Raw genomic sequence first — 25361 nt, 5'->3', positions numbered from 1 at the left:
GAGCTTTGATCAATTCACGGCAAATACAGGTGGCAACAGATTGGCGCGCGCCGAATAATGGCTCTGTCCAGCCAAATGAAATGCGATGAATACTGATGCGATAATGGCGCAGGCTATGATGGCAATTCCGGCAGAAGGGAATTTCGCGTCATGGTCAACTTTTCGCGCCATGGACTGATCATCGACGATGGGAAGAGGTCTTGCACTGAACGGTGTCGATGTTCGAGGCAAGGAAAACGTCAACTCCTCTTCGAGCCGTGCGCAATCGGGACGACCATCTGTCTTCTTAAGTCTGAATTGCACGACAGTACCCATTTCTGCGCCGTCTCTTTCAATCCCTCAAAATGATATCTTAGACCGGAGCCGACCGCCTTGAAATAAGCAGTTGCGTCGCAGATCAATTTTTGAGGAATGGGCCGCCTGGCATCTGGGATGTAATACCGAGGCTCAATGATGTTGACTCAACGGATTCCGTTTTTGGTCAAATCATGATTCAACATGGCGGAAGGAGATTTCGCCATGGGAACAGCACTGAAGATCCGCGAGGACTATACGGCTGATGAATTGCGTCGGCTGGCGAGGCAGAGCCGGGATGCAGATTGGTCCCGCCGGTTGCTTGCCTTGTCGGTCATTTACGAGGGCGGTTCGCGGAGCCAGGCGGCGTCGATTGGCGGGGTGGGTTTGCAGATCATCCGCGATTGGGTTGAGCGTTTCAATCTGCACGGTCCTGATGGTCTGAAGACAGGCAAGGCGACGGGGCGGGAGCCCTTGCTCGATGACAAGCAGCGCAAGGCGCTTGCCGAGGCGGTCGAGAAAGGTCCTGTTCCCTATCTCGATGGCGTCGTGCGCTGGAGGCTCGTTGATCTGGTGCAATGGCTTTGGCAGGAGCATCGTGTCTTGGTGAGCCGCCAGACGCTGGGGCGCGAGTTGAATGCCATGGGCTATCGCAAACTCACCGCACGTCCCAAGCACCATGCACAAGACCCGCAAGCGATCGAGGAATTTAAAAAAACTTCCCCGCCGCAGTGGCGGAAATCGCTGCCGGAGCCGCTAAAGGAAAACGAATAGAAATCTGGTTCCAGGACGAAGCCCGCATCGGCCAGAAGAACAAGATCACCCGTCGCTGGGCCAAGCGCGGAACACGGCCCTCAGCGCCGCACGACCAGCGCACGAGATCGGCCTATATCTTCGGTGCGATTTGCCCGAAGCTCGGCAAGGCCGCCGCACTCGTCATGCCGTGGTGCGACACCTATGCCATGAACCAGCATCTGATGGAAATCTCCCGCCATGTCGCCGAAGACGCCCACGCTATCCTCATCATGGATCAGGCGGGCTGGCACATGTCCAACAATCTCACCGTGCCCGAAAACGTCACCATCTTGCCGCTGCCGCCAAAGTCGCCCGAACTCAACCCGGTTGAAAACCTCTGGCAGTTCATGCGCGAAAACTGGCTCTCCAACCGCGTCTTCAAATCTTACGAGGACATCGTCGATCACTGCTGCGATGCTTGGCACAAGCTCCAACGCCAGCCTTGGCGCGTCATGTCAATCGGCCACAGAAAATGGGCCGATGAGTTCTAATCATTGAGCGTTGGTATAAAAACCTGACGCGCGAGTTTTCCGGCGATACTGACCCGAGAAAACCTGATGCCGGGCTACTCGTTATCCTCACCCACGTCGTCGGAGTACTGCTCCCGGACCACGATCTTTTCGGGGCGTGCGCCATCGCGTGGAACAAGCACTGTTACGGTGCAACGGTCTTCATGCGGTCTCATTGACAGGAGGCGGCCTTTTGTCTTCGACAGAACCCGCTCGACTATATGGCTGCAATCGGAAATCCGCTCCGCAATAAATGTCGGCTGAGGACGATCAAAGGAAATATCACCCGCCAGTGCGACGCCAAGCACTACTACTGAAATCACCATCGGATCTATCAAAGCGCCCACAGAGCATACATCTAACCGATGTTTTCACGATTAGAAACCCCGCGGCCGGCTACCGGGGCGGCAAAAAGTGCGCCAGGCTATTGCTACAGATATACTTCCCAACACTTATGAATTTACCGGAGGAGGGGCTTTAAGTTGGACGGGATGTAGCGTGTGGTCGAGTACTTCGATTTGAAAGCATTATGGACGTCTAATTCGCAATTACCATTAGTATTCCACCAATAAGCACGCCGAGAGACACGCCGAGTATTTTTATTACCATTCTTTCAATTCGAATCTGTCGATCAGGTAAGATCAACAACAGTGATTCGCTTGCCGTGGCCATCAGAATGCATAGCAATGCAATGACTCGACGGTCGGTAGGATAGGCCACCACAAACAACAGGCCCATGAATGCAAAAAGAAAAACGCTCTTGATATTCGCTGCTGCAACGATGTGTTGCTTCAAGCCAACAGGAACGACTGTGCCGAGCAGTATCAAGCCGAGTGTAGTCCAGGCAAGGACTTGAGCAACAAGAGTGGATTCCATGTAAAATCATACCAACAGGCGAGGAGTTTTCAAGGGCACCACGGCAGCAAGATAGTATGATATGGCTGCAAAGCTCTCGCGGCAGGATTCCGCACGGCGTCGGTGTAACCAACATCTCGTTCGGAGAGCTGCGCGAGTTTACAGGTGGACTTAAAGCTCGCCCGAGACCTCGCGGCGGCGGCGGTCGAGTTCTTCGCTGTAGCGGCGCAGCGTATAGCTTTCGGTGAGCAGGCCGATGACCTTGCGCTCGATCAGGTCGTTGACTACCACCAGCGCTTCGCTTTCGGTCTGGTCAAACAGGGCTGCGGCCTGCTTGGCATTCATCTGCGGCTGCAGGAAGTCGTTGCGATGGCGGATGAAGTCCGCAAGGCCGTGTTCTTCATCGTCCTTCTCGACCGGGCTCGCATAGATGTCGGGCATCAGCACCATGCCGGCATATTTCTCGTCCTTGTCGATAAGAATGACGCGCTGCGCCGAGCCGATCGGAAAACGGTGGCGAAACTCCTCAATGCTCATGTCGACGGGTGCCGTGTGCACGTCCGGACGCATCATACGGTTAACCGTCAGGTTGCGGATCCAGCCGACGTCATGGGCGCTGCGAATGCTTTCGCCGCGCAGATGGAAGCGCCATGTGGCAAAGGAGTAGCCGAAGGTGGTGCGCACGACCAGGGACGAGGTGATGACTGCAGCGAGTACCAGGGCGGTGATCGGAAAGTCGCCGGTGATCTCCAGCGCCAGGAAGGTCATGGTCAAGGGGCCGCCGATGATGGCGACGGCAAGCGAACTCATGCCGACCACGGCGTAGACGGCCGGCGTCAGCGTTGCGTGATCGAAATAGGGACCGCAGTAAGCGAAAATCTTGCCAAGCAGCCCGCCCATGAACAGAGAGGCGAAGAACAAGCCGCCCCTGAAGCCTGAACCGATCGACACGGCAGAGGCCAATGATTTCAGGACGAAAAGCCCGGTCAGTGCGCCAAGGGTCACATTCGTCGACAGGTTGAGATGCAGTGCGCCGTGGCCGGCGGACAGAATCTGCGGCGAGATCAGCGCCAACAGGCCGACAACGACGCCGCCGAGCGCGGGGCGGAATGGAGGCGCGATGGAGCTCTTGCGTGCAAATTCTTCAACCCATGCGACGCCTTGCATGATCAGGATGCCTATACCGGCACAGAAGGCACCGAGCAGGATGGCCGGAAGATAGTCGGCAGGGACGATCGCGCCGAAATGATCGATGTCGATGGCGAAGTCGTCGCCGGCGAGCAGTCTTGCGATCATCGTCGATATCAGCGCTGAGACGACGACAGGTGTCAGCGTGAGGATGGAATAGCTGCCGATGATAAGCTCGAAGGCGTAGAAGGCACCGGTCAGCGGCGCGTTGAATGCGGCGGCGATGGCCCCGGCAGCGCCGCAGCCGACGAGCATGCGCAGGTCCGCACGGCGCATCTGCATCTTGTAACCGAATTTCGACGCGATGCCGGCGGCAAGCTGCGTGTAGCCCGCCTCAAGCCCGACCGAAGCGCCGAATCCGTTCGAGATGAGGTTCTGCACCGCGACGAGGATACTGTCGGTGAGCGACATGCGGCCGCCGTGCAGCGCATTGGCTTCGATCGGGTCGACCATCGGCTTCTTGCGCGTGCGTGACAATACATAGAGCAGGATGCCAAGGATGATGCCGCCGGCTATGGGCGCGATCAGCAGCACCGACTTATCGGGTATCGCCACCGCCGCAGAACTGAGGCGCTCATAGTCGGTTATGCCATAGATAACGCTGTGAAGTTTGCGTGAGATGAAGCTCATCGCCGTCACGGCGCAACCGGAGGCTATTCCCGCCAGCGCGCCGGCGAAAACAAGTCCCAGTTCGCCACGACGCAGCAATGCCCTGAAGCGACCGAGATCGAATAGAGCCGAGATGACGCCGAGGCGGCGCGGTTGGAATTTCTGCAACATCGGGAACAGACGACAGTTTTGCGCTCAAAGCTATATGCTTGGCTTCTATAAACTCCTAACATCAAAGAAATACGGCAAAAAAAGCAGCGCAGGCTGCGATTTTTATGCGATATTTCGCCATTGGGACAGCCAATGTCGTACCGATCCGCCTTGATTGACTTGCCGAGGCCGAAAGCCTAATCATTGCGGCATAACGAATGGTTCCTGAGCGGCGATCTGCCGCATGGGATGAAAAGGGAATGTGAAGGGGCGGACCCAATTCGGGCGCTCTCATCACAGCCGACCCCGCGACTGTAGAGCGGTCAGGGTCTTTCATTCGGTTCCGGGCGTATTTCGCTGACGGTCCGCATGGTGCGGGCGGGCGAGAGCAGCTTAGAGCCGGAAAAGCCACTGGCGTGGCGTCATGATCAACCAGGGCTGGACGCCTCTAAATCTACGAATCGTCCGTCTTTTCATGATGTATGCCGGGAAGGCGAGAAAGATCCGCTGGTGCAGGATCGAGGGCGACCGGTTTCGGTCCGCCCCCGCTTATTGCGCCTCATCCGCGAGCCAGGAGACCTGCCATACGTGCCGGGCGCAAGGCCCACCCCAGAGACGGAAGTCTCGGCTGCCAGCACGGAGGTTGTCATGGCGCGAAATAAGTTCTTGGCGTGCAGGCGCCTGTTTTCGGAACGGGGATAGTTCATGACATCCCCATCGTCCCACGCCGTTTTCGTTCTCGGCGGCGCACGCTCCGGCAAATCCCGATTCGCCGAATCGCTGGTCTCGGACACTAGCCTTGCTCGCCATTATGTCGCGACGGGCCAGGCTTGGGACGATGAAATGCGTGATCGCATCGCACAGCATCGCGCTGATCGGGGCGATCTCCTCTGGACGACGCATGAGGAGCCGCTCGATCTGACGGCCCGGCTGGCGGCGATCGACGGCGAAGACCGCGCTGTTCTCGTTGATTGCCTGACGCTCTGGGTCACCAATCTGATGATGGCCGAGCGCAACATTCCGGCGGAATTTTCCGCTCTCACCGAATTTCTACCGGGCGCCAGGTCGCGCCTTTTCCTCGTTTCTAATGAGGTCGGGCTTGGCATCGTGCCCGAGAACCGTATGGCGCGCGAGTTTCGCGATCATGCTGGCCGATTGCACCAGATGATCGCGGCGACGAGCGCCGAAGTCTATTTTATCGCGGCGGGATTGCCGCTGAAAATGAAGGGTTGATCCGAATGAACCAGGAAAAAATTCCCGCCACCGTCATCACCGGCTTCCTTGGCGCCGGCAAGACGACGATGATCCGCAACCTCTTGCAGAACGCCGGCGGTAAGAAGATCGCTTTGATCATCAACGAGTTCGGCGATCTGGGCGTCGACGGCGACGTGCTGAAGGGTTGCGGCGCGGAGAACTGCACCGAGGACGACATTATCGAGCTGACCAATGGCTGCATCTGCTGCACCGTCGCGGACGATTTCATTCCCACCATGACCAAGCTTTTGGAGCGTGAAGCGCGTCCCGACCATATCGTTATCGAGACCTCGGGTCTTGCTCTGCCGCAGCCGCTGGTCGCTGCCTTCAACTGGCCGGATATCCGCACCCAGGTCACCGTCGACGGCGTCATCACCGTGGTTGACAGCGCCGCTGTCGCCGCCGGTCGTTTTGCCGATGACCATGATGCCGTCGAAGCCCGCCGTGTCGAGGACGAAACGCTCGATCACGAAAGCCCGATCGAGGAGCTGTTCGAGGATCAATTGACCTGCGCCGATCTCATCGTTCTCAACAAGACCGACCTGATCGACGTCGCAGGCCTTGGCCGCGTCCGTACCGAAGTCGCCTCCCGCACCGCCCGCAAGCCGACGATCATCGAAGCGAAAAACGGTGAGGTCCCGACCGCCATCCTCCTTGGCCTCGGCATCGGCACCGAAGGCGATATCGCTAACCGCAAATCGCATCATGAGCTGGAGCACGAGGACGGCGCCCCGCATGATCACGACGAATTCGACAGCTTCGTCGTCGATCTCGGCCCGATCGCTGATCCCGCTCTGTTTATCGAGAAGCTGAAGGGCGTGATTGCGGAACATGATGTCCTGCGTCTCAAGGGTTTCGTCGATGTGCCAGGCAAGCCGATGCGCCTGCAGATCCAGGCCGTCGGCAGCCGCATCGACCATTATTTCGACCGCGCGTGGACGCCAGGCGAAGAGCGTCAGACCCGGCTTGTGGTGATTGGGCTGCATGAGATGGATGAAGGGGTTGTGCGCAAGGCGATAGAAACGTTGGCCTAAGGCGAAGCCATGCATCTCCTCCTAGCTCAAAAAGGTACCATCAGCGACGGCGAGGAGGCGATCGATCTCGGTCAGTCGCCGGGCGATATCCTGTTTCTGTCGGCGGCCGATACCGAACTTGCGGCGATAGCCGCTGCCTATGGGCAGGGGGAAGCCGCCCATTCCCTGCGGCTCGCAAGCCTGATGAGCCTCAAGCATCCCATGTCCGTCGACACCTATGTCGAACGGACGGCGCGGCATGCGAAGCTGATCATCGTGCGGGCGCTTGGCGGTGCCAGCTATTTTCACTATGCGCTCGAAGCGCTGCATGCCTGTGCGGTCCGCAGCGGCGCGCTCATCGCGGTGCTGCCGGGGGATTCGAAGCCCGATCCGGGGCTGACGCCGTTTTCCAACGTTGCGCTCGAGGATCTGAATGCGCTGTGGTCCTATCTGATCGAAGGCGGCGACGCCAATTCCCGTGATTTTCTCGGCTACGCCGGCGCCATGCTGTCCGGCGCCGAAAAGCCGGCGCCGGCTGCTCCGCTAATGAAGGCGGGAATCTGGTGGCCGGGCAGGGGTGTGATTGGGGTCGAAGAGTGGAAGACGCTTTCCGCGCACTGTGGAGGCACCCCCTCATCCGCCCCTGAGCTTGTCGAAGGGCGGGCACCTTCTCCCCGAGGGGAGAAGGGGAAAATCGAGGACGCGGCATCCAAACCCTCGCCCCAGCAGGGAGAGGGTGGCGCGACAGCGCCGGCTGAGGGGGCGATACCGGGTTCGGAGCAGGCAGCGGGAATCGACCCCCCGACCATCGCCATTTCCTTCTACCGCGCGCTCGTGCAGAGCGGCGAAACCAAGCCGGTCGAAGCCATGATACAGGCGCTCATCGCTGAGGGCATGCGACCGCTGCCGGTATTTGCCTATAGTCTCAAGTATCCGGTCTCCGTCGGCATTCTCGAAAGCGTTTTCGCCGAGCTGAAGCCGGATGTCGTCATCAACACGACCGGTTTTGCCGTTTCGGCACCGGGCGCAGATCGCCAGCCGACCGTGTTGGAGGCGAGTGATGCCGTGGTGCTGCAGGCGATCTTCTCCGCATCCTCCCGGGAGGCTTGGGAAGCCTCCTCACAGGGCCTTTCCGCGCGCGATCTCGGCATGAATGTCGCGCTGCCGGAGGTGGATGGGCGCGTGCTTGCCCGCGCCGTCTCCTTTAAGGCGGCGGCGCGTTATGATGATCGCGTCGAGGCCAATATCGTTGGCAGCGAGCCGGCAGTGGACCGCATGCGCTACACCGCCCGATTGGCGGCCAATTGGGCGCACTTGCGCAAAACGCCGTCGCAGGATCGGCGCGTGGCTCTCGTCATGGCCAACTATCCGAACCGCGACGGACGGCTCGGCAACGGCGTCGGACTGGACACGCCGGCGGGCACGATGGAAGTGTTGAGAGCGATGCGGGCAGCGGGTTATCCGGTTGCCGATCTGCCTGCCGATGGCGATGGGCTTATGCGGCACCTGATGGACGGGCCGACCAATTCCGGTAATGATGGCAGGATCGTGCGCGAGACCCTTTCCCTAAGGGAATACAAGGATTTCCTATCATCTCTTCCCATGCGGATCCAGGAAGAGATCGCTGCCCGTTGGGGCGATCCGGAAAGCGACCCTTATGTTCGCGAGCGCGCCTTTGCGCTGCCCTTCGCATGTTTTGGCAACGTCTTGGTGGGCATCCAGCCCGCCCGCGGCTACAACATCGATCCGAAGGAAAGCTATCATTCGCCGGATCTCGTGCCGCCGCATGGCTATCTCGCTTTCTACGCGTTCCTGCGCCGATCTTTCGGTGCACATGCCGTCATTCACATGGGTAAGCACGGCAATCTCGAATGGCTGCCGGGCAAGGCGCTGGCGCTATCGGAGAGCTGCTATCCGGAAGCAGTCCTCGGGCCGTTGCCGCATCTTTATCCCTTCATCGTCAACGACCCCGGCGAGGGCACGCAGGCCAAGCGCCGTGCGAGCGCCGTGATCATCGACCATCTGACCCCGCCTTTGACCCGTGCCGAAAGCTATGGCCCGCTCAAGGATCTGGAAGCGTTGGTGGACGAATATTACGAAGCCTCCGGGGGCGATCCCCGCCGCATTCGGCTGCTGCGCAAGCAGATTCTCGATCTGGTCACCGATATCGGCCTCGATCAGGATGCCGGGATTGCCAAGGGCGAAGGCGAGGATGAGGCGCTCAAGAAACTCGACGCCTATCTATGCGATCTCAAGGAAATGCAGATTCGCGACGGGCTGCATGTTTTCGGAGTCTCCCCATCTGGAAGGCTGCTGACGGATTTGACGGTGGCGCTGGCGCGTGTGCCGCGGAGCTTGGGCGAGGGCGGCGATCAGAGCCTGCAGCGGGCGATCGCGCGGGATGCGTTCGGATCAGAAAAAGCGGAGGAGCCGGTACCCCCCTCTGTCGCTCTCCCGTATATGCCATTCGATCCTTTGGATTGCGATATGGCCGCAGCATGGACTGGCTCACGTCCCAATATTCTCGCCGACATTTCCGACGCCCCGTGGCGTACGCAGGGCGATACGGTCGAGCGCATCGAACTCTTGGCCGCGAAACTCGTCGCCGGCGAAATCGCCTGTCCCGAAGACTGGCCGCAAACCCTCGCCGTCCTCGCTGAAATCGAATCTCGCCTCAAGCCTTCGATACTTGCTTGTGGTGACGCCGAAATCGCTGCTCTCATGAAGGGCCTCGATGGGCGGTTCGTGCCGCCCGGACCATCGGGTGCGCCGACGCGCGGCAGGCCGGATGTTTTGCCGACGGGTCGGAATTTCTACTCTGTCGACAGCCGCGCCGTCCCGACGCCGGCTGCCTATGAGCTGGGCAAGAAATCGGCGGAACTGCTGATCCGCCGCTATGTGCAGGATCATGGCGAGTGGCCGGTTTCGTTCGGGCTGACGGCCTGGGGCACGTCGAATATGCGTACTGGCGGTGACGATATTGCCCAGGCGTTAGCCCTGATCGGCGTCAAGCCGGTCTGGGACATGACCTCGCGGCGGGTTACCGGCTACGAGATCGTCGCGCCCGCAAAGCTCGGGCGGCCGCGTGTCGATGTGACGCTGCGCATTTCCGGTTTCTTCCGCGATGCCTTTCCCGAGCAGATCGCGCTGTTCGACAAAGCGGTCCGTGCGGTCGGGGCGTTGGATGAGGACGCCGCAGACAATCCCATCGCGGCACGCATGCGAGGCGAGATCAAGCGATTGGCGGCAGCGGGACTGGACGAGGCATCGGCCAGCCGGCGAGCCGGCTACCGCGTCTTCGGCTCGAAGCCCGGTGCCTATGGAGCCGGATTGCAGGCGCTGATCGATGAGAAAGGTTGGGAGAGGCGCGCGGATCTGGCGGAGGCCTATCTCGTCTGGGGCAGCTACGCCTATGGCGCAGGCGAGGACGGGAAAGCCGAACGCGGCGTGTTCGAGGAGCGGCTGCGTTCGATTCAGGCGGTCGTGCAGAATCAGGACAATCGAGAGCACGACCTGCTGGACAGCGACGATTATTACCAATTTGAAGGCGGCATGGCTGCTGCGGCTGAGCAGCTTGCGGGCGCGCGTCCGGCGATCTATCACAACGACCATTCCCGGCCGGAAAAGCCGGTGATCCGCTCGCTGGAAGAGGAGATCGGCCGTGTCGTGCGCGGCCGTGTCGTCAATCCGAAGTGGATCGAGGGCGTCATGCGCCATGGCTACAAAGGCGCCTTCGAGATTTCAGCCACGGTCGACTACCTCTTCGCTTTCGCAGCGACCACGGGCGCCGTGCGCAATCATCATTTCGAGGCGGTCTATCAGGCTTTTGTCGTCGATCTCGCTGTGCGCGATTTCATGGCGGAGAAGAATCCGGCCGCTTTGCAGGAGATGAAGGAACGTTTGCTCGAAGCGATCGATCGTCGTCTCTGGACGCCACGCAGCAATTCGGCACGGTTCGATCTGGAGACTTTGACCGACGGTAAGGAGATCGTTGCTTGAGTATGGTCGACGATCTTCTTCAGGCTTTCCATCGTTACGTCGCTTCGCGGAGCGATCCGATATTGAAGCGTTTCGTCGAAGACTTCGATTGGCGGATGGACGAGCGGCCCTTGGCGGCTCATAGCCTGCCGGTCGCAGATTATCTGGGTGTGGTCCACCGACCAGCCGACGCCGCGGAAGCCGAACTGTTTTCCAGCCTTACGCGTGCGGCAAGCGTTTTGCACTGGGCACAGACCTATGGCATCGCCGATTTCGGCGCCGATTTTCTGCAGAGATATGGCTGGGTCGAGCTTTTTGGCACGCGCGGCCACTTTATCAGCGACGATATGGCCGGTGGCTTTCTGCTGCTCGGACCGGATGTACACTATCCGGATCATCATCATACCGCCGAGGAAATCTATATTCCGCTGACTGACGGTTCGCTGTGGAGCAAGGATAGTCAAGCCTTCCTGCCGAGCTGGACGGGCGAGATCATTCATCATTCCTCGGATATTCGCCATGCCATGCGAACCGGGAGGACACCGCTCGTCGCGCTCTACCTTTGGCGTGGCGGATCGCTGGCACAGAAATCGATAATTCCAGGGAGGACCCAAATGAGCGAAGAGATAGCCGAAACGGGCACTGAAGCACCGAAGAACGATGACGCCCGCCATGCCGAGAAAATGGCCAAGAAGAAGGTCGCGCGTGACAAGATCATGGCGAAGAAAACGGATGAGAAGGGACTGATCATCGTCCATACCGGTAAAGGCAAGGGCAAGTCGTCGGCCGCCTTTGGGATGATTTTCCGTCACATCGCCCATGGTAAGCCGTGTGCGGTGGTGCAGTTCATCAAGGGCGCGATGTGGACCGGCGAGCGGGATCTCATCGAAAAGCATTTCTCCGATATCTGCCAGTTCCACACCATGGGCGAGGGTTTCACCTGGGAGACACAGGATCGTGCCCGTGACGTGGCAGCCGCCAGCGCTGCCTGGGAGAAGGCCAAGGAGTTGATCCGCGACGAGCGCAATTCCATGGTGCTTCTCGACGAAATCAACATCGCGCTGCGCTACGACTATCTCGATATCAACGACGTCCTCGACTTCCTGAAAACCGAGAAGCCGCACATGACGCATGTCGTATTGACTGGCCGCAACGCGAAGGAAGAATTGATCGAGATCGCCGATCTCGTCACCGAGATGGAGCTGATCAAGCATCCGTTCCGCTCCGGCATCAAGGGACAGCCTGGCGTCGAATTCTGATCAGAGCAGCGGTGCGCTTCGGTCGGCGGAGGCGATGTAAATCTTCGGACCGCCAACGCGAAAGGTTGTCCAGGGCTCCACCGGATCGAGACGATGGTGAATGGCGTGGCGATGAATGTCGGGGAGTTCATGTTGGATTGGCGGCTGAGACGGTTGGCTGAAAGGCTTCAGTTATTCCGTGTGACTGCCGCCTTCAGCACTATCAATTAGGTGGCAGGTAATCAAAGCCGCCTGTTTCAGAGCCCCAGCCAGACGCGAACGGGATTGGTCGGATCGGCCAGCAGCTTGATGGCGAAGGCGATGCAGACGATCACCAGCAGCGGCTTGATCAGTTTTGCGCCGATACGCATGGCAAGCCTTGAACCGACTTGGGCGCCGAGGAACTGCCCAAGCCCCATGGTGAGCCCCACCTTCCAGAGAATGGCGCCGGAGAAGATGAAGACGATCAAGCTGCCGAGGTTGGAACCGAAATTCAACAGCTTCGTATGAGCTGTCGCCTTCAGCATGCCGAAGCCGACGAGTGTGACGAAAGCGAGCATGAAGAACGAGCCCGTTCCGGGGCCGAAGGCGCCATCGTAAAAGCCGATGAGCGGCACGAAGGTGAAACCGAAAAGCGCGGCACTCATGCGGCCGTGTTTTTCGATATCGTTGAGATTGGGCTTGAAAGCGAAATAGAGCGCGATGGCGATCAACAGGAACGGCAGTATGATACGCAGGACATCGCCTGGCATGATCGTCGCCAGCGCTGCACCCAGCATGCCGCCGATAACTGCCGTCAGCGCCATCGGCAATTGCGTGCGAAGCTGCACGTGGCCCTGGCGGGCATAGGCGATGGTCGCAGAGGCGGCACCGCAGATCGATTGCAGCTTGTTAGTGCCGAGCGTCTGCAAAGGCGGAATGCCGGCAAGCAGCATGGCAGGCACGGTAATCAGTCCGCCGCCACCGGCAATGGAATCGACAAAACCGGCAAAGAAGGCGGCGGCGAAGAGCAGAAGCAGCAGATGAAGGGTGATGTCTTGCAAGGTGGGGAACTCGAAGGCGTTTGGTTTCGTATGTCTTCTGGCACTGCAATTGCGCCAGTGCAATTGATAATGGGACACACCGGGCGAAATTGACGGGCAGGGGGATGGCTCTGTAGATGGTCAGGTGAGTGCGTTTTGCCGCGAGATCGGATTTGCCAGACTATAATTGCCGTCGCTGAGGCCCACATGACGACACAGCCTAAACCTATTGCCCCCCGCTACATTCTCGGCCTCGGCTGCGAGCGCGGTACGGACTGGAACGATCTGCGCCTGCTTGTCGAACATGCCTTGCGGGAGAGCGGAATAGCGGTCGCTCAGGTCCTTGCGATCGCCTCGATCGATACGCGGAGCAACGAGCCGGCGATCGTCGAAACCGCTGCTCATCTCCAATTGCCGCTGCGCTTTTTCGACGCCGCAACGTTGGAGCGGGAGACACCTCGCCTAAAGAATCCATCCGAGCTCGTCTTTGCTCGCGTCGGCTGTCACGGGGTCGCCGAGGCGGCTGCGCTGGCGGCGGCCGGACCCGTTGCCGAGCTTGTTCTTCCGAAAGTCAAATCCGGCTTTGCCACCGCAGCAATTGCGAAAATCGACTGAACGCCGATGCCATAGCGCACACCTCGAAAATGATTGGTGTGGCATCGGTGCGGCATTTCGCAGGCCGTCGATCTCGTGTATCCGTGCAGCCCAAGCGAGATTTCCGATGGTACGGCGCCATTTTGGGCGATATCGAGCTTCATAAGAATATTCGTAAGGAAAAATCATGCACAAGGTCATTTACGACACGGACCCTGGCGTCGACGACGCCATGGCGCTTCTCTTCCTGCACCGTCATCCGGATATCGATCTTCTCGGCATCACCACCGTTTTCGGCAATGCTTCCGTCGACACGACGACGCGCAATGCGCTGTTTCTGAAGCGCGAGTGGGATATTACCTGCCCGGTTGCCCGCGGCGCCAGCGTCACGTTCGATCCGTCGCGAAAGGAGCGGGATTGGCCTACTTTCGTGCATGGCCACAACGGCCTCGGCGATATCGAAGTGCCGGCAATGATCGATCTGCCGACCGATCCGCGTCCGGCCCATCAGTTCATCATCGATACCGTCCGCGCCAATCCGGGTGAGGTGACGCTCGTTGCTGTCGGCCGCATGACCAATCTGGCACTAGCCCTGAAGCAAGATCCGGAGATCGCCAGGCTGGTGAAAGACGTCGTCATCATGGGTGGCAATTTCTATGTTCCGGGCAACGTCTCGCCGGTGGCGGAAGCCAATATCCACGGCGATCCGGAAGCCGCCGATGCCGTCATGACTGCGGCCTGGAAAGTCGTCGTCGTCGGTCTCGACGTGACCGCGGTCACGACGATGAGCCGCAGCTATCTTGCGGACATGGCAAAGGCTGGAGGTCCGTCCGTGCAGTTGCTGTCCGACCTGTCGCAGTCCTACATCGATTTCTACAGCCATGCGGTGGATGACGGCATGATGGTGCACGATAGCTGCGCCTGCGTCTATGTCGTCGCGCCGGAGCTGTTCGATACCATCGAGGGTTCGGTACGTGTCGTCTGTGGCGGTATTGCCGACGGCCAGACGATCGTAAAGCCGAACGGCCGACATTTTCCGCCGAACGAATGGGATAATCTGCCGAGCCAAATCGTCTGCACCGGCATCCGCTCGCAAGCGGTTATCGACCTGATCCGCGATGTGATTCTCGGCAAGGCGAACCACTGACATGGATTCGGAGAGGGCGGCGGTGCTGCTGCCCTCTCCGAAAGCTTTTTGTTCGCGGGCTTCTTTATTTTGCAATATTATCAAATTGTTGCACTGGTAGCCTGACAACTTGAGTCAGAGCAAGGCGTTGGCTCTTCCTTCCGGCGTCTTCGTCGCACTGGGGAAAATGAATAGCGCAGCGTTGCTGCTGCCGAGGCCTGATTTGTCCTATCATTTCCAGAGGGAAATGAGACTCGAGCCGTGGTGGCCTTATCCCATTCTCAAGATTGCAATTTTGGTCATCCGGGCATAGGACAGGTGGGATGAACGATACCGCATTTTCCAATCTGCCGGCGCTTGAGCCGGGCTCCGTCTGGCTTGTCGGCGCTGGGCCGGGCGATCCTGGGCTTTTGACCTTGCTGGCGGCGAAGGGATTGGCCGAGGCCGATATCATCGTGCACGATGCGCTCGTCAACGAGGACTGCCTGAAACTCGCCCATCCCAGCGCGGTATTGGAATACGCAGGCAAGCGCGGCGGCAAGCCGTCCGCCAAGCAGCGGGATATTTCCCTGCGTCTTGTCGAGTTGGCACGTGCGGGCAAACGTGTGTTGCGGCTGAAGGGCGGCGATCCCTTCGTGTTCGGGCGTGGCGGCGAAGAAGCGCTGACGCTGGTCGAACACGGGATTCCGTTCCGTATCGTACCGGGTATTACCGCCGGTATCGGTGGCCTCGCTTATGCAGGCATTCCTGTCACCCATCGCGACGTCAATCATGCCGTCACCTTCCTCACCGGCCATGATTCCTCCGGCGTCGTGCCGGATGCGATCAATTGGGCAGCGATCGGCAAGGGCTCGCCGGTCATCGTCATGTATATGGCGATGAAGCATATCGCGCAGATCAGCGCCAATCTCATCGCTGCCGGTCGTTCGGCCGATGAGCCGGTTGCCTTCGTCTGCAATGCTGCCACGCCGGCGCAGCAGGTGCTGGAGACGACGCTTGGGCAGGCCGAAGCCGATGTCGCCGCATCCGGCATGGAACCGCCGGCGATTGTCGTGGTCGGCAATGTGGTCAAGCTGCGCTCTTCGCTCGACTGGCTTGGCGCTCTATCCGGCCGCAAGCTTCTGCCGGAGACGGAGGTGCGAGCAAGTGCGGGTCATAAGGTGCCGGCATGAGCGGCTTGCTGATCGCCGCGCCGTCTTCCGGTTCGGGCAAGACCACGGTCACGCTCGGCCTCTTGCGCGCGTTGCGGAAAAGGGGGATCGCGGTGGCTCCGGGCAAAGCCGGCCCTGACTATATCGATCCCGCCTTCCTTGCTGCCGCCAGCGGTTCGCCCTGCCTTAATTTCGATCCCTGGGCTATGCGCCCCGAATTGATCTCCGCCAATTCGGCTTTGCATCGTGCCGGCGGGCGGATGCTGATCATCGAAGCTATGATGGGATTGTTCGATGGTGCCGCGGATGGTTCGGGCACGCCGGCCGATCTCGCCGCCTTCCTTGGGCTTTCCGTCGTGCTAGTGGTCGATGCCTCGCGGATGTCGCAGTCGATTGCCGCGCTCGTCAGCGGCTTTGCCAATTTCCGCGCCGATGTCCGCATTGCCGGCGTCGTCCTCAACCGTGTCGGCAGCGACCGGCACGAGGCGATGTTGCGCCAGGCCTTGGAGGCCGTTCGCGTTCCCGTGGCCGCCGTCATTCGCGGCGACAAGGGGCTGACGCTGCCGGAGCGGCATCTTGGGCTGGTACAGGCCGGAGAACATGCGGGGTTGGAGGCGTTTATAGAACATGCGGCGGAGACGGTGTCCAAAGCATGCGATTTCGGACTGCTGCTGCGCGCCGCACATCTGAATATCGTCCGGCCGTCGGTCGCCAACATCGCGCGGCTGATGCCGTTTGGACAGCGCATCGCCGTAGCGCGCGATATCGCCTTCGCCTTCTGCTACGAGCATATGCTGCTCGGCTGGCGCCGCCGTGGCGCGCAGATTTCGTTTTTCTCGCCGCTTGCCGATGAAGCTCCGGCTGATGATGCCGATGCGATTTATCTGCCGGGTGGTTATCCGGAATTGCATGCGGGCAGGCTTGCGGCGGCCTTCCATTTTCAAGAGGCACTGAAGGCAGCCGCCGCGCGGGGTGTGCGAATTTATGGCGAGTGTGGTGGCTACATGGTGCTCGGCGAAGGATTGGTGGATGCCACCGGCATGCGGCATGAAATGCTCGGGCTGCTGCCTGTCGTCACGAGCTATGAGAAGCGCCAGCGGCATCTCGGTTACCGGCGCGTCGTGCCGCTTGCCGGCTCATTCTTCGATCGGCCGATGACCGCGCACGAATTTCATTATTCGACCATCGTCTCCGAAGGCGCGGCGGATCGGCTGTTTGCGGTCAAGGACGCGCTTGGGACCGATCTCGGCATGGCCGGCCTGCAGCGCGGCAATGTCGCCGGTTCCTATATGCATCTGATCGATCTTGCCCGTGAGGCCGCATGACGAACAGGATCGTACACGGCGGCGGCATCGCGGCGGCGGCTCGGCTTTATGGCGGACGCCCGGAGGACTGGCTGGACCTGTCGACAGGGATCAATCCCAATCCCATCGCCTTGCCGGAGGTTCCCGTTTCTGCCTGGCATCGGTTGCCGGACCAGGATCTGATGGAACGGGCGAGAGAGTCGGCGAGGGCCTATTATCGCAGCGGCGACATCCTGCCGCTGCCTGTCCCCGGTACGCAATCGGTGATCCAGCTACTGCCACGGCTTGGAACGGCAGACAGCGCGGCGATCCTGTCGCCGACCTACGGGGAATACGTCCGCGCCTTTGCGCTTGCTGGTACGCCCGCTGTCCAGATTGCGGGAATCGGTGATCTCACTTGCGAACAGAGGCTGGTGATCGCCGTCAATCCCAACAATCCGGATGGCCGCACGCTGTCCGTCGACCGGCTGAGAGAATTGCATGACGAGCTGCAACAGCGCGGCGGACTGCTGGTGATTGACGAAGCGTTCGGGGATATGGAGCCGGAAAGCAGCCTGGCGCCTTATGCATCCTCCATGCCGAACCTCATCATTTTTCGTTCCTTCGGCAAATTCTTCGGCTTAGCCGGGTTGCGCCTCGGTTTCGTCATCGCTCGGGCCTCCATCCTGGAACGTTTCGAGGATTGGCTCGGTCCGTGGGCCGTTTCCGGACCGGCACTTTCATTGGCTGCCTCCTTGATGGCCGGTGACACGACCACCATTCGCAACCGCATTCTCGATCGCAGATCGGCGCTTGATGCAGTCCTTAGCCGAGCCAAGCTTCAGGTTGCAGGCGGAACGGGGCTGTTCGCGCTGGTCGCCGATGATCGCGCCAGCGACATATATGCGCATCTCTGCCGCCATCATATTCTCGTCCGCAAGTTCGACTATGCGCCCAATTGGCTGCGCTTTGGCCTTGCTTCAGACGAGGTCGCCGATCGCAGGCTTGCCGGGGCACTTGAGGCTTATTCGATATGATCATCGACGAACACTTGCTTATCCTCGTTCTGGCATTGCTTTTGGATCGCTTCGTGGGCGATCCGGATTGGCTGTGGCAGCGCCTGCCGCATCCCGTCGTGCTGTTCGGCAAGGCGATTTCCTTTTTCGACCGCCATTTCAACGTCAGGGATCTGCCGGGTCTGGCGCGCCGCCGCAATGGCGTGATGTCGATCCTCGCGCTGCTTTTCGGCGCAGTCATTGCAGGATCGGCCGTACATGGTCTGCTTGCCTTCTTCGGCTGGCTCGGCATCCTGGTCGAAGCGGGCTTAGTGGCGATCTTCCTGGCGCAGAAGAGCCTGGCCGAACATGTCGGCGAGGTATCGAAGGCGTTGCGGAGCGAAGGACTGGATGGCGGACGCCGCGCCGTATCGCGCATCGTCGGGCGCGATCCTGAAACTCTGGACGAGCCCGGGGTTTGCCGCGCCGCGATCGAGAGCCTTGCCGAGAATTTTTCCGATGGTGTCGTGGCGCCGGCGCTCTGGTATGCCGTTTTCGGCCTGCCGGGCCTGTTCGTCTACAAGATGCTGAACACCGCCGATTCGATGATCGGCCATAAATCCGAGACCTATATCGATTTCGGCTGGGCAGCCGCCCGGCTGGACGACGTCGCCAACTGGCCGGCGGCGCGGCTGTCGATCCTGCTGATCGCCGCCGGTGCGCTCGCCCAAAAGGGGATTTCGGCGCTCGGCAATACGATCCGCGTTGCGGTTCGCGATGGCGGACTGCACCGCTCACCGAATTCCGGCCGGCCGGAGGCGGCGATGGCCGGCGCTTTGGATATCCAGCTTGCCGGGCCGCGCATCTATGGCGGCGAGGTCGTGCGCGAACCGATGATCAACGGTTCCGGCCGCGATATCGCCACCGTCAACGATGTCGACAGCGGTATCTCGATTTTCTATTCGGCATGCACGATGCTCACGCTCGTCGCCTTCGCGGTCTTCCTGTTGCTGTTGTGAACGGTCGATCCGCGTTAACGAATTGCTCACTATCTGTATTAATCTAGTATAATCAGAGAGCTGATAGTTCTTCCCTTTATCGGAATTGTTTCAAAAAGAAGCAAACGATGGAGGGGCGAAAGATGAAACGGATAACGGCAGCCGCTGCCGCATGTTTATGCCTGCAGTTTCATGTCACGACAGCACAGGCTGGAACTGTTCTCGCCAATGTTGATCTTCGATCGCAGACTATGACCGTTTCCGAAGACGGCGTTTTCAAGTATCGCTGGAAAGTATCGACGGCGCGCAGAGGTTATGTCACCCCGACCGGCTCCTATACGGCGAAGTGGCTGTCGCGCGATCATCGCTCGAAGAAATACGACAATGCGCCGATGCCCTATGCAGTCTTCTTCGACGGCGGCTATGCGGTGCACGGTACCTATGAGCTGAAGCATCTCGGCCGACCCGCCTCGCATGGCTGCGTACGTCTGGAACCACGAAATGCGGCTACCTTCTTCTCGATGGCGTCGCAGGCGGGATTGAGAAACACCCGCATCATCATCAGCGAGTGACCGCCGCCGCAATACTGCCGTATCTTGCTCGCATGTCGGCCTCTATTCCGGCAATTGTGCACCGGAAGTATTTTGCTGTTTAGGCAACAGTGCTTCGTCAAATTACTGGGGTCTCAGGTGGAAACCATTGGCTTTTGGAATGGATTTCCCTATGAGGAGGGTTGAATTGTCATTTCAAGAGGTATGGGCGTGACTGCTACATTCGACAAAGTTGCCGACATCATCGCTGAGACTAGCGAAATCGACCGTGAAACGATCACCCCGGAGAGCCACACGATCGACGACCTCGGCATCGACAGCCTCGACTTCCTGGACATCGTTTTCGCCATCGACAAGGAATTCGGCATCAAGATTCCGCTGGAACAGTGGACGCAAGAGGTCAACGAAGGCAAGGTTTCGACCGAGGAATATTTCGTCCTCAAGAATCTCTGCGCCAAGATCGACGAATTGCGCGCCGCCAAAGGCTGAGCAACGTTCTTGCTTTTTTGACGCCCAGCCGCCCCTGAATATGGCGGCCGGGCGGTTTTATTCTTAGTTGTCGTATCCCGCCCGGGCCATACTGCGTCACTGGGTCGGATCGGAGGCATCGATGCTACTGGAATATTTCCAGATGATTGACCGGGTCGAGTCGGTCGATCTCACCAAAGGCCTTTTGAAGGCGCATTCGGTCGTCCCGGCGAAGAGCCCTGTTTTCGAAGGTCACTTTCCGGGCATGCCACTCGTTCCCGGTGTCCTTCTGATCGAGACCATGGCACAGGCGTCGGGCATGCTGGTGCTTGCGGCAACGAAATTCGCCTATATGCCGTTTCTGATGTCGGTCGATGGCGCCAAGATGCGCACCTTCGTCGAACCGGAAGCCGAACTCGACATCGAGGCGGAATTGGAGCATGACGGCTCGGGCTTTGCGGTGACAAAGGCACGGATCACCATAGCCGGCAAGAAGATCTGCGATGCGCAGTTGAAGCTGCGCACCATGCCGTTTAATGAGGTGCCGCTCGCCGATATCGTGCGCAAGCGGGCAGGCGAGGTCGGGCTTCTCGACGCTATCGCCGCCAATAGCTGACGTTTCCGGTTTGCATGGCGCCGCATTCGAAGAGGACTGATGAATGAGCAAGGCTCAGAATGATGTGGTGATCACGGGTATCGGCATCGTCACCTGTCAGGGTGTCGGCAAGGATGCGCATGTCGCCCTGCTGACATCGGACAAGGCACCGCCGACCGTCGTCGAAACCGAGAAATTCAAGCCCTATCCCGTACATCCGCTGCCGGAGATCGACTGGTCGCAGCAGATCCCGAAGCGCGGCGATCAGCGCCAGATGGAAAACTGGCAGCGCATCGGCGTCTTCACCGCCGGCCTGGCGCTTGACGATGCGGGCTTCAAGGACGATATCGAGGCTTGCGGCAGTATGGATATGATCGTTGCGGCGGGCGGTGGCGAGCGCGATATCAATGTCGATACGCTGATCGTGAACGAAGGTCTGAAGCGCAACGACCGCGAATTGCTTCTGAACGAGAAGCTGACGACCGAGCTCCGTCCGACGCTGTTCCTGGCACAGCTTTCCAATCTGCTTGCCGGCAATATCTCCATCGTCCACAAGGTCACGGGTTCGTCGCGGACTTTCATGGGCGAGGAAGCTGCAGGCATCTCCGCCGTCGAAACCGCTTTCCATCGTATCAAGTCGGGCGAATCGAGCCATGCATTGGTCGGCGGCGCCTTTTCGGCCGAACGCCAGGACATGATGCTGCTGATCGAATCGGTGAACGCGCATGCGATCGGCGATTGGCATCCGCTTTGGTCCCGCAAGCCGGAAAACGGCGGCGGCATGATCATGGGTTCGCTCAGCGCTTTCCTCGTGCTTGAATCGCGCGCTCATGCAGAAGGCCGCGGCGCGCGCATCTACGCATCCATCGACGCCATCGAAGGCGATCGCGGCAGCCGCGACAGCGGCAAGCTCGAGGCCCGGTTGGAGCGCCTGTTAGCGCCTGCCAAGGACGCTCCGAGTGAGAGCACCGTCATCTTCTGCGGAACGACGGCAATTCCCGATCTCGCGACGCGGGAGGAAGCCGTCCTGGAAACGCAGTTGCCGGCATCGGCCATTCGCGGCTATGCCGGTGTCTCCGGCCACGGGCTCGAGGGCCAGTTTCCGCTTGGACTCGCCTTTGCCGCTCTGGCCATCGCCAACAAGGCCAAGGTACCGCCGTTCGACGCCGCGCATGAAAAGCCGATGAATGTCGGCGCGCAGAAGGCGGTCGTGACGACCGTCGGGCATGTGCGCGGCGAAGGCGTTGCCGTACTGTCCGCCGAAGCGTGAGGAGTTAGGATCATGACCGCATCCGCCTACAAGGATCATCTGGGTCGCCCGATCGTCGCCGTTACCGGCATGGGCATCATCACGTCGCTCGGCCAAGGGCTGCAGGACAATTGGAACGCGCTTTCTTCCGGCACGTCCGGCATCCACGGGATCACCCGTTTCCCGACCGACGGCCTTTCGACGCGCATTGCCGGTACGGTGGATTTCATCGACATCCCGGCACCGAACGCCGTCGAGCGCTCTTATGCCTTCGCTCGTGAGACTACGATCGAGGCGCTCGCCCAAGCCGGCATTTCCGGTGATTTCAACGGGCCGCTTTTCCTCGCCGCACCGCCGATCGAGCCGGAATGGAGCGCACGCTTCGAGCTGGCAGACCGCTCGCCGCCAGCAGATCATCCGGCCGATGCCTATGAGCGCTTCCTCGCAGCAATGCGTGAGCGCCCGGATCCGGCTTTCCACGAAGCGGCTCTCTTCGGCGCCATTTCAGAGCGTCTTGCCGACCGTTTCGGCACGCGCGGCCTGCCCGTAACCCTGTCTACGGCCTGTGCATCGGGCGTCACAGCAATCCAGCTCGGCATCGAGGCGATCCGCCAGGGCCGCACGACGCGGGCGCTCACGGTCGCGACCGACGGGTCGCTCAGTGCCGAGGCGCTGATCCGCTTTTCGCTGCTGTCGGCGCTGTCGACTCAGAACGACCCGCCGACCAAGGCATCCAAACCGTTCAGCAAGGATCGCGACGGCTTCGTCATCGCGGAAGGCGCCGCGACGCTGGTGTTGGAATCGCTGGAGGCAGCAGTTGCGCGTGGTGCAAAGATCCTCGGCATCATGAAGGGCGCTGGGGATAAGGCGGATTCCTTCCACCGCACCCGCTCGTCGCCGGATGGCGGCCCGGCGATTGCGACGATCCGCGCTGCGCTTGCCGACGCGGGAATGGCCGAGACCGACATCGGCTATATCAACGCGCACGGCACGTCGACGCCGGAAAATGACAAGATGGAATACGGATCCATGTCCGCCGTTTTCGGCGAGCGGCTTCCGACCATTCCGGTATCGTCGAACAAGTCGATGATCGGCCATACGCTGACTGCCGCCGGCGCAGTCGAAGCAGTGTTCTCGCTGCAGACCATGCTGACAGGCACGCTGCCGCCGACCATCAACTACAACAATCCCGATCCGTCGATCATTCTCGACGTCGTGCCGAACAAGAAGCGCGAAAAGCAGGTGGGCGCCATTCTTTCGAACTCCTTCGGGTTCGGTGGACAGAACGCCAGCCTTGTCATGGCGCTTGAACCGGCTTAATCGGACCTTCGAACAAAAAGACACTGGAGCGAGACGGCTCATCTTCGAAGCGTCGTCTCACTCCAGAACTATTTGATGTGGCATGATCTTGTCCGAAAACCGCTTAACACTTTTCGGGATCATGCCTTAAGTCGCCCAAGAGGCGGGGGATTTTGCGATGCGCGCTTTGCAACTGATCGACGACCGCAAACTTGAGATCACCGATCTGCCGGAGCCAGAGGCCCCGGGCGCGGGTGAGGTGACCCTGCGTGTCAAAGCGGTGGCCCTCAATCATATCGATGTCTGGGGTTGGCGCGGTATGGCATTCGCCAAGCGCAAGATGCCGCTCGTGATCGGCGCGGAAGCGGCCGGTGTCGTCGAAGCAATCGGACCGGGTGTCGCCAACGTGCTGCCGGGCCAGCTCGTGTCGATCTACGGTGCGCGCACCTGCGGCCTCTGCCGCCCCTGCAGCGAAGGCCGCGACAATCTCTGCGAACATGTCGGTGGCGTGCATGGTTTCCATCTCGATGGCTTCGCACAGGAGAAGGTCAATCTGCCGGCGCGCCTGCTGGTTCCGGCCCCTCCCGGAGTCGACGCGATCGGCGCTGCCCTGGCACCTGTCACCTTCGGCACGGTCGAGCATATGCTGTTCGACAACGCCAAGCTGGAGCCTGGTGAGACGATCCTCGTCCATGCCGGCGGCTCCGGCATCGGCACGGCGGCAATCCAGCTTGCCAAAAAGATCGGCTGCACCGTCATCACCACGGTCGGTTCTGACGACAAGATCGAGAAGGCCAAGGCGCTTGGCGCCGATCACGTCATCAATTACCGCACCGATCGCTTCGAAGGCGTGGTGCGCAAGCTGACCAAGAAGAAGGGCGTCGACGTCGTCTTCGAACATGTCGGCAAGGATACTTGGGCCGGCTCGATGCTGTGCATGAAGCGTGGCGGGCGGCTCGTCACCTGCGGCTCGACCTCGGGCGTCTCCACTGACATGAACCTGATGATGCTGTTCCAGCAGCAGCTCAAGCTGCTCGGCTCCTTCGGCTGCCGGATGGAGAACATGGCGAATGCCATGCAGAAGATGGCACGTGGGCTGGTGCATCCGGTGATCGACACCGAAGTGAGCTTCAGCGATATCGACCGGGCGCTGGAGCGGATGGAATCGCGCCAGATCTTCGGCAAGATCATCCTCAAGATGGATTGACCGGCGTGAAGCTCGTCATCACCCGGATCGTGCTTGCCGTCCGGCATTTCCGCCAATGGCTGATCGCGCAGATCATCTTCGGCTTCCTGAATTTCCTGAAGATGTTTCCCGCCGATGGCGGCATTAACTTCGCCGACTGGCTGACCCGGAAAATCGGGCCGCGCATGCGCCGGCACAGGCTAATGCTGACCAATCTGCGCAACGCTTTTCCCGAGAAGAGCGAGGTGGAGATCGCCGAGATCGCGCTTGCAAGCTGGGGCAATATGGGGCGGCTAGCAGCAGAGTATGTCTTTCTCGACCGGCTCTTCGATTTCGATCCATCCAGCAAGGAGCCGGGCCGCATCGAGGTATCCGGCATTCCGATCTTTCTGGACCTCAGGGACAATCCGCGGCCCTTCATCGTCTTTACCGGACATACGGGAAATTTCGAACTGTTGCCGGTTGCAGGTGCCGCCTTCGGGCTGAAGGTCACCGTGCTCTTTCGTCCGCCGAACAATCCCTATGTGGCGGACAAGGTTTTCGACTTTCGCGCCAAGCGCATGGGCAATCTCGTACCCTCGCATGCTGGATCGTCTTTCACCTTGGCCAGGCAATTGGAAGCCGGCAGCGGGGTTGGTGTGCTGGTCGATCAGAAGTTTCGCAAGGGACTGAGGACGAAGTTCTTCGGTCGTGACGTCAAGACCAATCCCTTGCTGCCGAAACTGGTTCGTCAGTTCAATTGCGAGGTCTATCCGGCTCGCTGCATTCGTTTGCCCGATAATCGCTATCGGCTGGAAATCGAACCGAGGCTGGAGATGCCCCGTGATGAGCGCGGCAATCTCGATCTGCCCGCCACGGCGCAACTTCTGAACGACAAGGTAGAGAGCTGGGTGAGGGAGCATCCCGAACAATGGCTGTGGTATCACGACCGTTGGAATATCAAGAAGACTCTTTTCTAAGA

The 25361-nt window shown here is 60.0% G+C and carries 22 protein-coding genes, 1 pseudogene and 1 riboswitch; of the genes and pseudogenes, 19 read left to right on the top strand and 4 right to left on the bottom strand.

The features are described 5' to 3' along the window. Nucleotides 1–9 precede the first annotated feature (9 nt). On the bottom strand, nucleotides 10–315 hold the full coding sequence (locus QA646_RS08475; protein WP_283058627.1) for a hypothetical protein: 306 nt from the start codon (nucleotides 313–315) through the stop codon (nucleotides 10–12). 204 nt (nucleotides 316–519) lie between these two features. Between QA646_RS08475 and QA646_RS08470 the strand changes: the two genes are divergently transcribed. Beyond that, nucleotides 520–1580, top strand: a protein-coding gene (locus tag QA646_RS08470; protein ID WP_283055739.1) for an IS630 family transposase whose coding sequence is annotated in 2 segments (ribosomal slippage) — nucleotides 520–1012 and nucleotides 1012–1580 — 1062 coding nt in all. Because the reading frame shifts where the segments join, the coding sequence is not laid out codon by codon here. A 555-nt stretch (nucleotides 1581–2135) separates the two neighbouring features. On the opposite strand, the gene QA646_RS08465 is transcribed toward QA646_RS08470, so the two are convergent. Together QA646_RS08465 and QA646_RS08460 are read right to left on the bottom strand one after the other, a co-directional pair. Further along, a complete protein-coding gene (locus QA646_RS08465; protein ID WP_283058626.1) occupies nucleotides 2136–2474 on the bottom strand; it encodes a hypothetical protein in 339 nt (112 codons plus the stop codon). A gap of 150 nt (nucleotides 2475–2624) precedes the next feature. Continuing rightward, nucleotides 2625–4421 carry a chloride channel protein gene (locus QA646_RS08460; protein WP_283058625.1) on the bottom strand — a complete coding sequence of 599 codons (1797 nt, stop codon included), beginning with the start codon at nucleotides 4419–4421 and terminating at the stop codon, nucleotides 2625–2627. A 181-nt stretch (nucleotides 4422–4602) separates the two neighbouring features. Next, a riboswitch (cobalamin riboswitch) is annotated at nucleotides 4603–5002 on the top strand. A 103-nt stretch (nucleotides 5003–5105) separates the two neighbouring features. Here QA646_RS08460 and cobU point away from each other — a divergent pair. From cobU to cobO, 5 genes and pseudogenes are all read left to right on the top strand, one after another. Continuing rightward, on the top strand, nucleotides 5106–5633 hold the full coding sequence (cobU, locus tag QA646_RS08455) for a bifunctional adenosylcobinamide kinase/adenosylcobinamide-phosphate guanylyltransferase (protein WP_283058624.1): 528 nt from the start codon (nucleotides 5106–5108) through the stop codon (nucleotides 5631–5633). Nucleotides 5634–5638: 5 nt separating this feature from the next. Next, complete coding sequence (cobW, locus tag QA646_RS08450; RefSeq protein WP_283058623.1) at nucleotides 5639–6688, top strand: cobalamin biosynthesis protein CobW; 1050 nt, start codon at nucleotides 5639–5641, stop codon at nucleotides 6686–6688. Nucleotides 6689–6697: 9 nt separating this feature from the next. Further along, nucleotides 6698–10666: a cobaltochelatase subunit CobN gene (gene cobN, locus QA646_RS08445; protein WP_283058622.1), complete on the top strand. Its 3969-nt coding sequence runs from the start codon at nucleotides 6698–6700 to the stop codon at nucleotides 10664–10666. 2 nt (nucleotides 10667–10668) lie between these two features. Continuing rightward, nucleotides 10669–11139, top strand: a pseudogene (locus QA646_RS08440) (dimethylsulfonioproprionate lyase family protein); the annotation flags it as partial. Nucleotides 11140–11259: 120 nt separating this feature from the next. Then, on the top strand, nucleotides 11260–11904 hold the full coding sequence (gene cobO, locus QA646_RS08435; protein ID WP_283059010.1) for a cob(I)yrinic acid a,c-diamide adenosyltransferase: 645 nt from the start codon (nucleotides 11260–11262) through the stop codon (nucleotides 11902–11904). Nucleotides 11905–12140: 236 nt separating this feature from the next. On the opposite strand, the gene QA646_RS08430 is transcribed toward cobO, so the two are convergent. After that, nucleotides 12141–12926: a TSUP family transporter gene (locus QA646_RS08430; protein WP_283058620.1), complete on the bottom strand. Its 786-nt coding sequence runs from the start codon at nucleotides 12924–12926 to the stop codon at nucleotides 12141–12143. A gap of 186 nt (nucleotides 12927–13112) precedes the next feature. Between QA646_RS08430 and QA646_RS08425 the strand changes: the two genes are divergently transcribed. From QA646_RS08425 to QA646_RS08365, 13 genes are all read left to right on the top strand, one after another. After that, nucleotides 13113–13520 carry a cobalamin biosynthesis protein gene (locus tag QA646_RS08425; protein ID WP_283058618.1) on the top strand — a complete coding sequence of 136 codons (408 nt, stop codon included), beginning with the start codon at nucleotides 13113–13115 and terminating at the stop codon, nucleotides 13518–13520. Nucleotides 13521–13686: 166 nt separating this feature from the next. Continuing rightward, a complete protein-coding gene (locus QA646_RS08420) occupies nucleotides 13687–14646 on the top strand; it encodes a nucleoside hydrolase (RefSeq protein ID WP_283058616.1) in 960 nt (319 codons plus the stop codon). 302 nt (nucleotides 14647–14948) lie between these two features. Then, nucleotides 14949–15797 carry a uroporphyrinogen-III C-methyltransferase gene (gene cobA / locus QA646_RS08415; RefSeq protein WP_283058614.1) on the top strand — a complete coding sequence of 283 codons (849 nt, stop codon included), beginning with the start codon at nucleotides 14949–14951 and terminating at the stop codon, nucleotides 15795–15797. Continuing rightward, entirely contained in the window at nucleotides 15794–17101 is a 1308-nt protein-coding gene (locus QA646_RS08410; protein ID WP_283058612.1) for a cobyrinate a,c-diamide synthase, read from the top strand. Before cobA ends, QA646_RS08410 begins: the two co-directional genes overlap by 4 nt. After that, nucleotides 17098–18096: a threonine-phosphate decarboxylase CobD gene (gene cobD / locus QA646_RS08405; protein WP_283058611.1), complete on the top strand. Its 999-nt coding sequence runs from the start codon at nucleotides 17098–17100 to the stop codon at nucleotides 18094–18096. Before QA646_RS08410 ends, cobD begins: the two co-directional genes overlap by 4 nt. Continuing rightward, nucleotides 18093–19073, top strand: coding sequence for an adenosylcobinamide-phosphate synthase CbiB (gene cbiB / locus QA646_RS08400; RefSeq protein WP_283058610.1), 981 nt, complete (start codon nucleotides 18093–18095; stop codon nucleotides 19071–19073). Before cobD ends, cbiB begins: the two co-directional genes overlap by 4 nt. A gap of 122 nt (nucleotides 19074–19195) precedes the next feature. Then, nucleotides 19196–19624: a L,D-transpeptidase gene (locus QA646_RS08395; protein WP_283058609.1), complete on the top strand. Its 429-nt coding sequence runs from the start codon at nucleotides 19196–19198 to the stop codon at nucleotides 19622–19624. Nucleotides 19625–19807: 183 nt separating this feature from the next. After that, nucleotides 19808–20092 carry an acyl carrier protein gene (locus tag QA646_RS08390; protein ID WP_003495848.1) on the top strand — a complete coding sequence of 95 codons (285 nt, stop codon included), beginning with the start codon at nucleotides 19808–19810 and terminating at the stop codon, nucleotides 20090–20092. Nucleotides 20093–20213: 121 nt separating this feature from the next. Then, a complete protein-coding gene (locus QA646_RS08385) occupies nucleotides 20214–20687 on the top strand; it encodes a 3-hydroxyacyl-ACP dehydratase FabZ family protein (RefSeq protein WP_283058608.1) in 474 nt (157 codons plus the stop codon). A gap of 43 nt (nucleotides 20688–20730) precedes the next feature. Further along, a complete protein-coding gene (locus QA646_RS08380; RefSeq protein WP_283058607.1) occupies nucleotides 20731–21936 on the top strand; it encodes a beta-ketoacyl-ACP synthase in 1206 nt (401 codons plus the stop codon). A 12-nt stretch (nucleotides 21937–21948) separates the two neighbouring features. Further along, entirely contained in the window at nucleotides 21949–23235 is a 1287-nt protein-coding gene (locus QA646_RS08375) for a beta-ketoacyl-ACP synthase (protein WP_283058606.1), read from the top strand. A 157-nt stretch (nucleotides 23236–23392) separates the two neighbouring features. Then, the gene (locus QA646_RS08370) at nucleotides 23393–24421 is read left to right on the top strand and encodes a zinc-binding dehydrogenase (protein WP_283058605.1); all 1029 of its coding nucleotides are present in this window, start codon (nucleotides 23393–23395) and stop codon (nucleotides 24419–24421) included. A 5-nt stretch (nucleotides 24422–24426) separates the two neighbouring features. Then, a complete protein-coding gene (locus tag QA646_RS08365) occupies nucleotides 24427–25359 on the top strand; it encodes a lipid A biosynthesis lauroyl acyltransferase (RefSeq protein ID WP_283058604.1) in 933 nt (310 codons plus the stop codon). The last annotated feature ends 2 nt before the right edge of the window (nucleotides 25360–25361 follow it).

The organism is Rhizobium sp. CB3090 (genome assembly GCF_029714285.1).
Classification (GTDB): domain Bacteria; phylum Pseudomonadota; class Alphaproteobacteria; order Rhizobiales; family Rhizobiaceae; genus Rhizobium.
The sequence above is the reverse complement of the archived record's forward strand: the minus strand, read 5'-3'. Positions and strand labels throughout refer to the sequence as shown.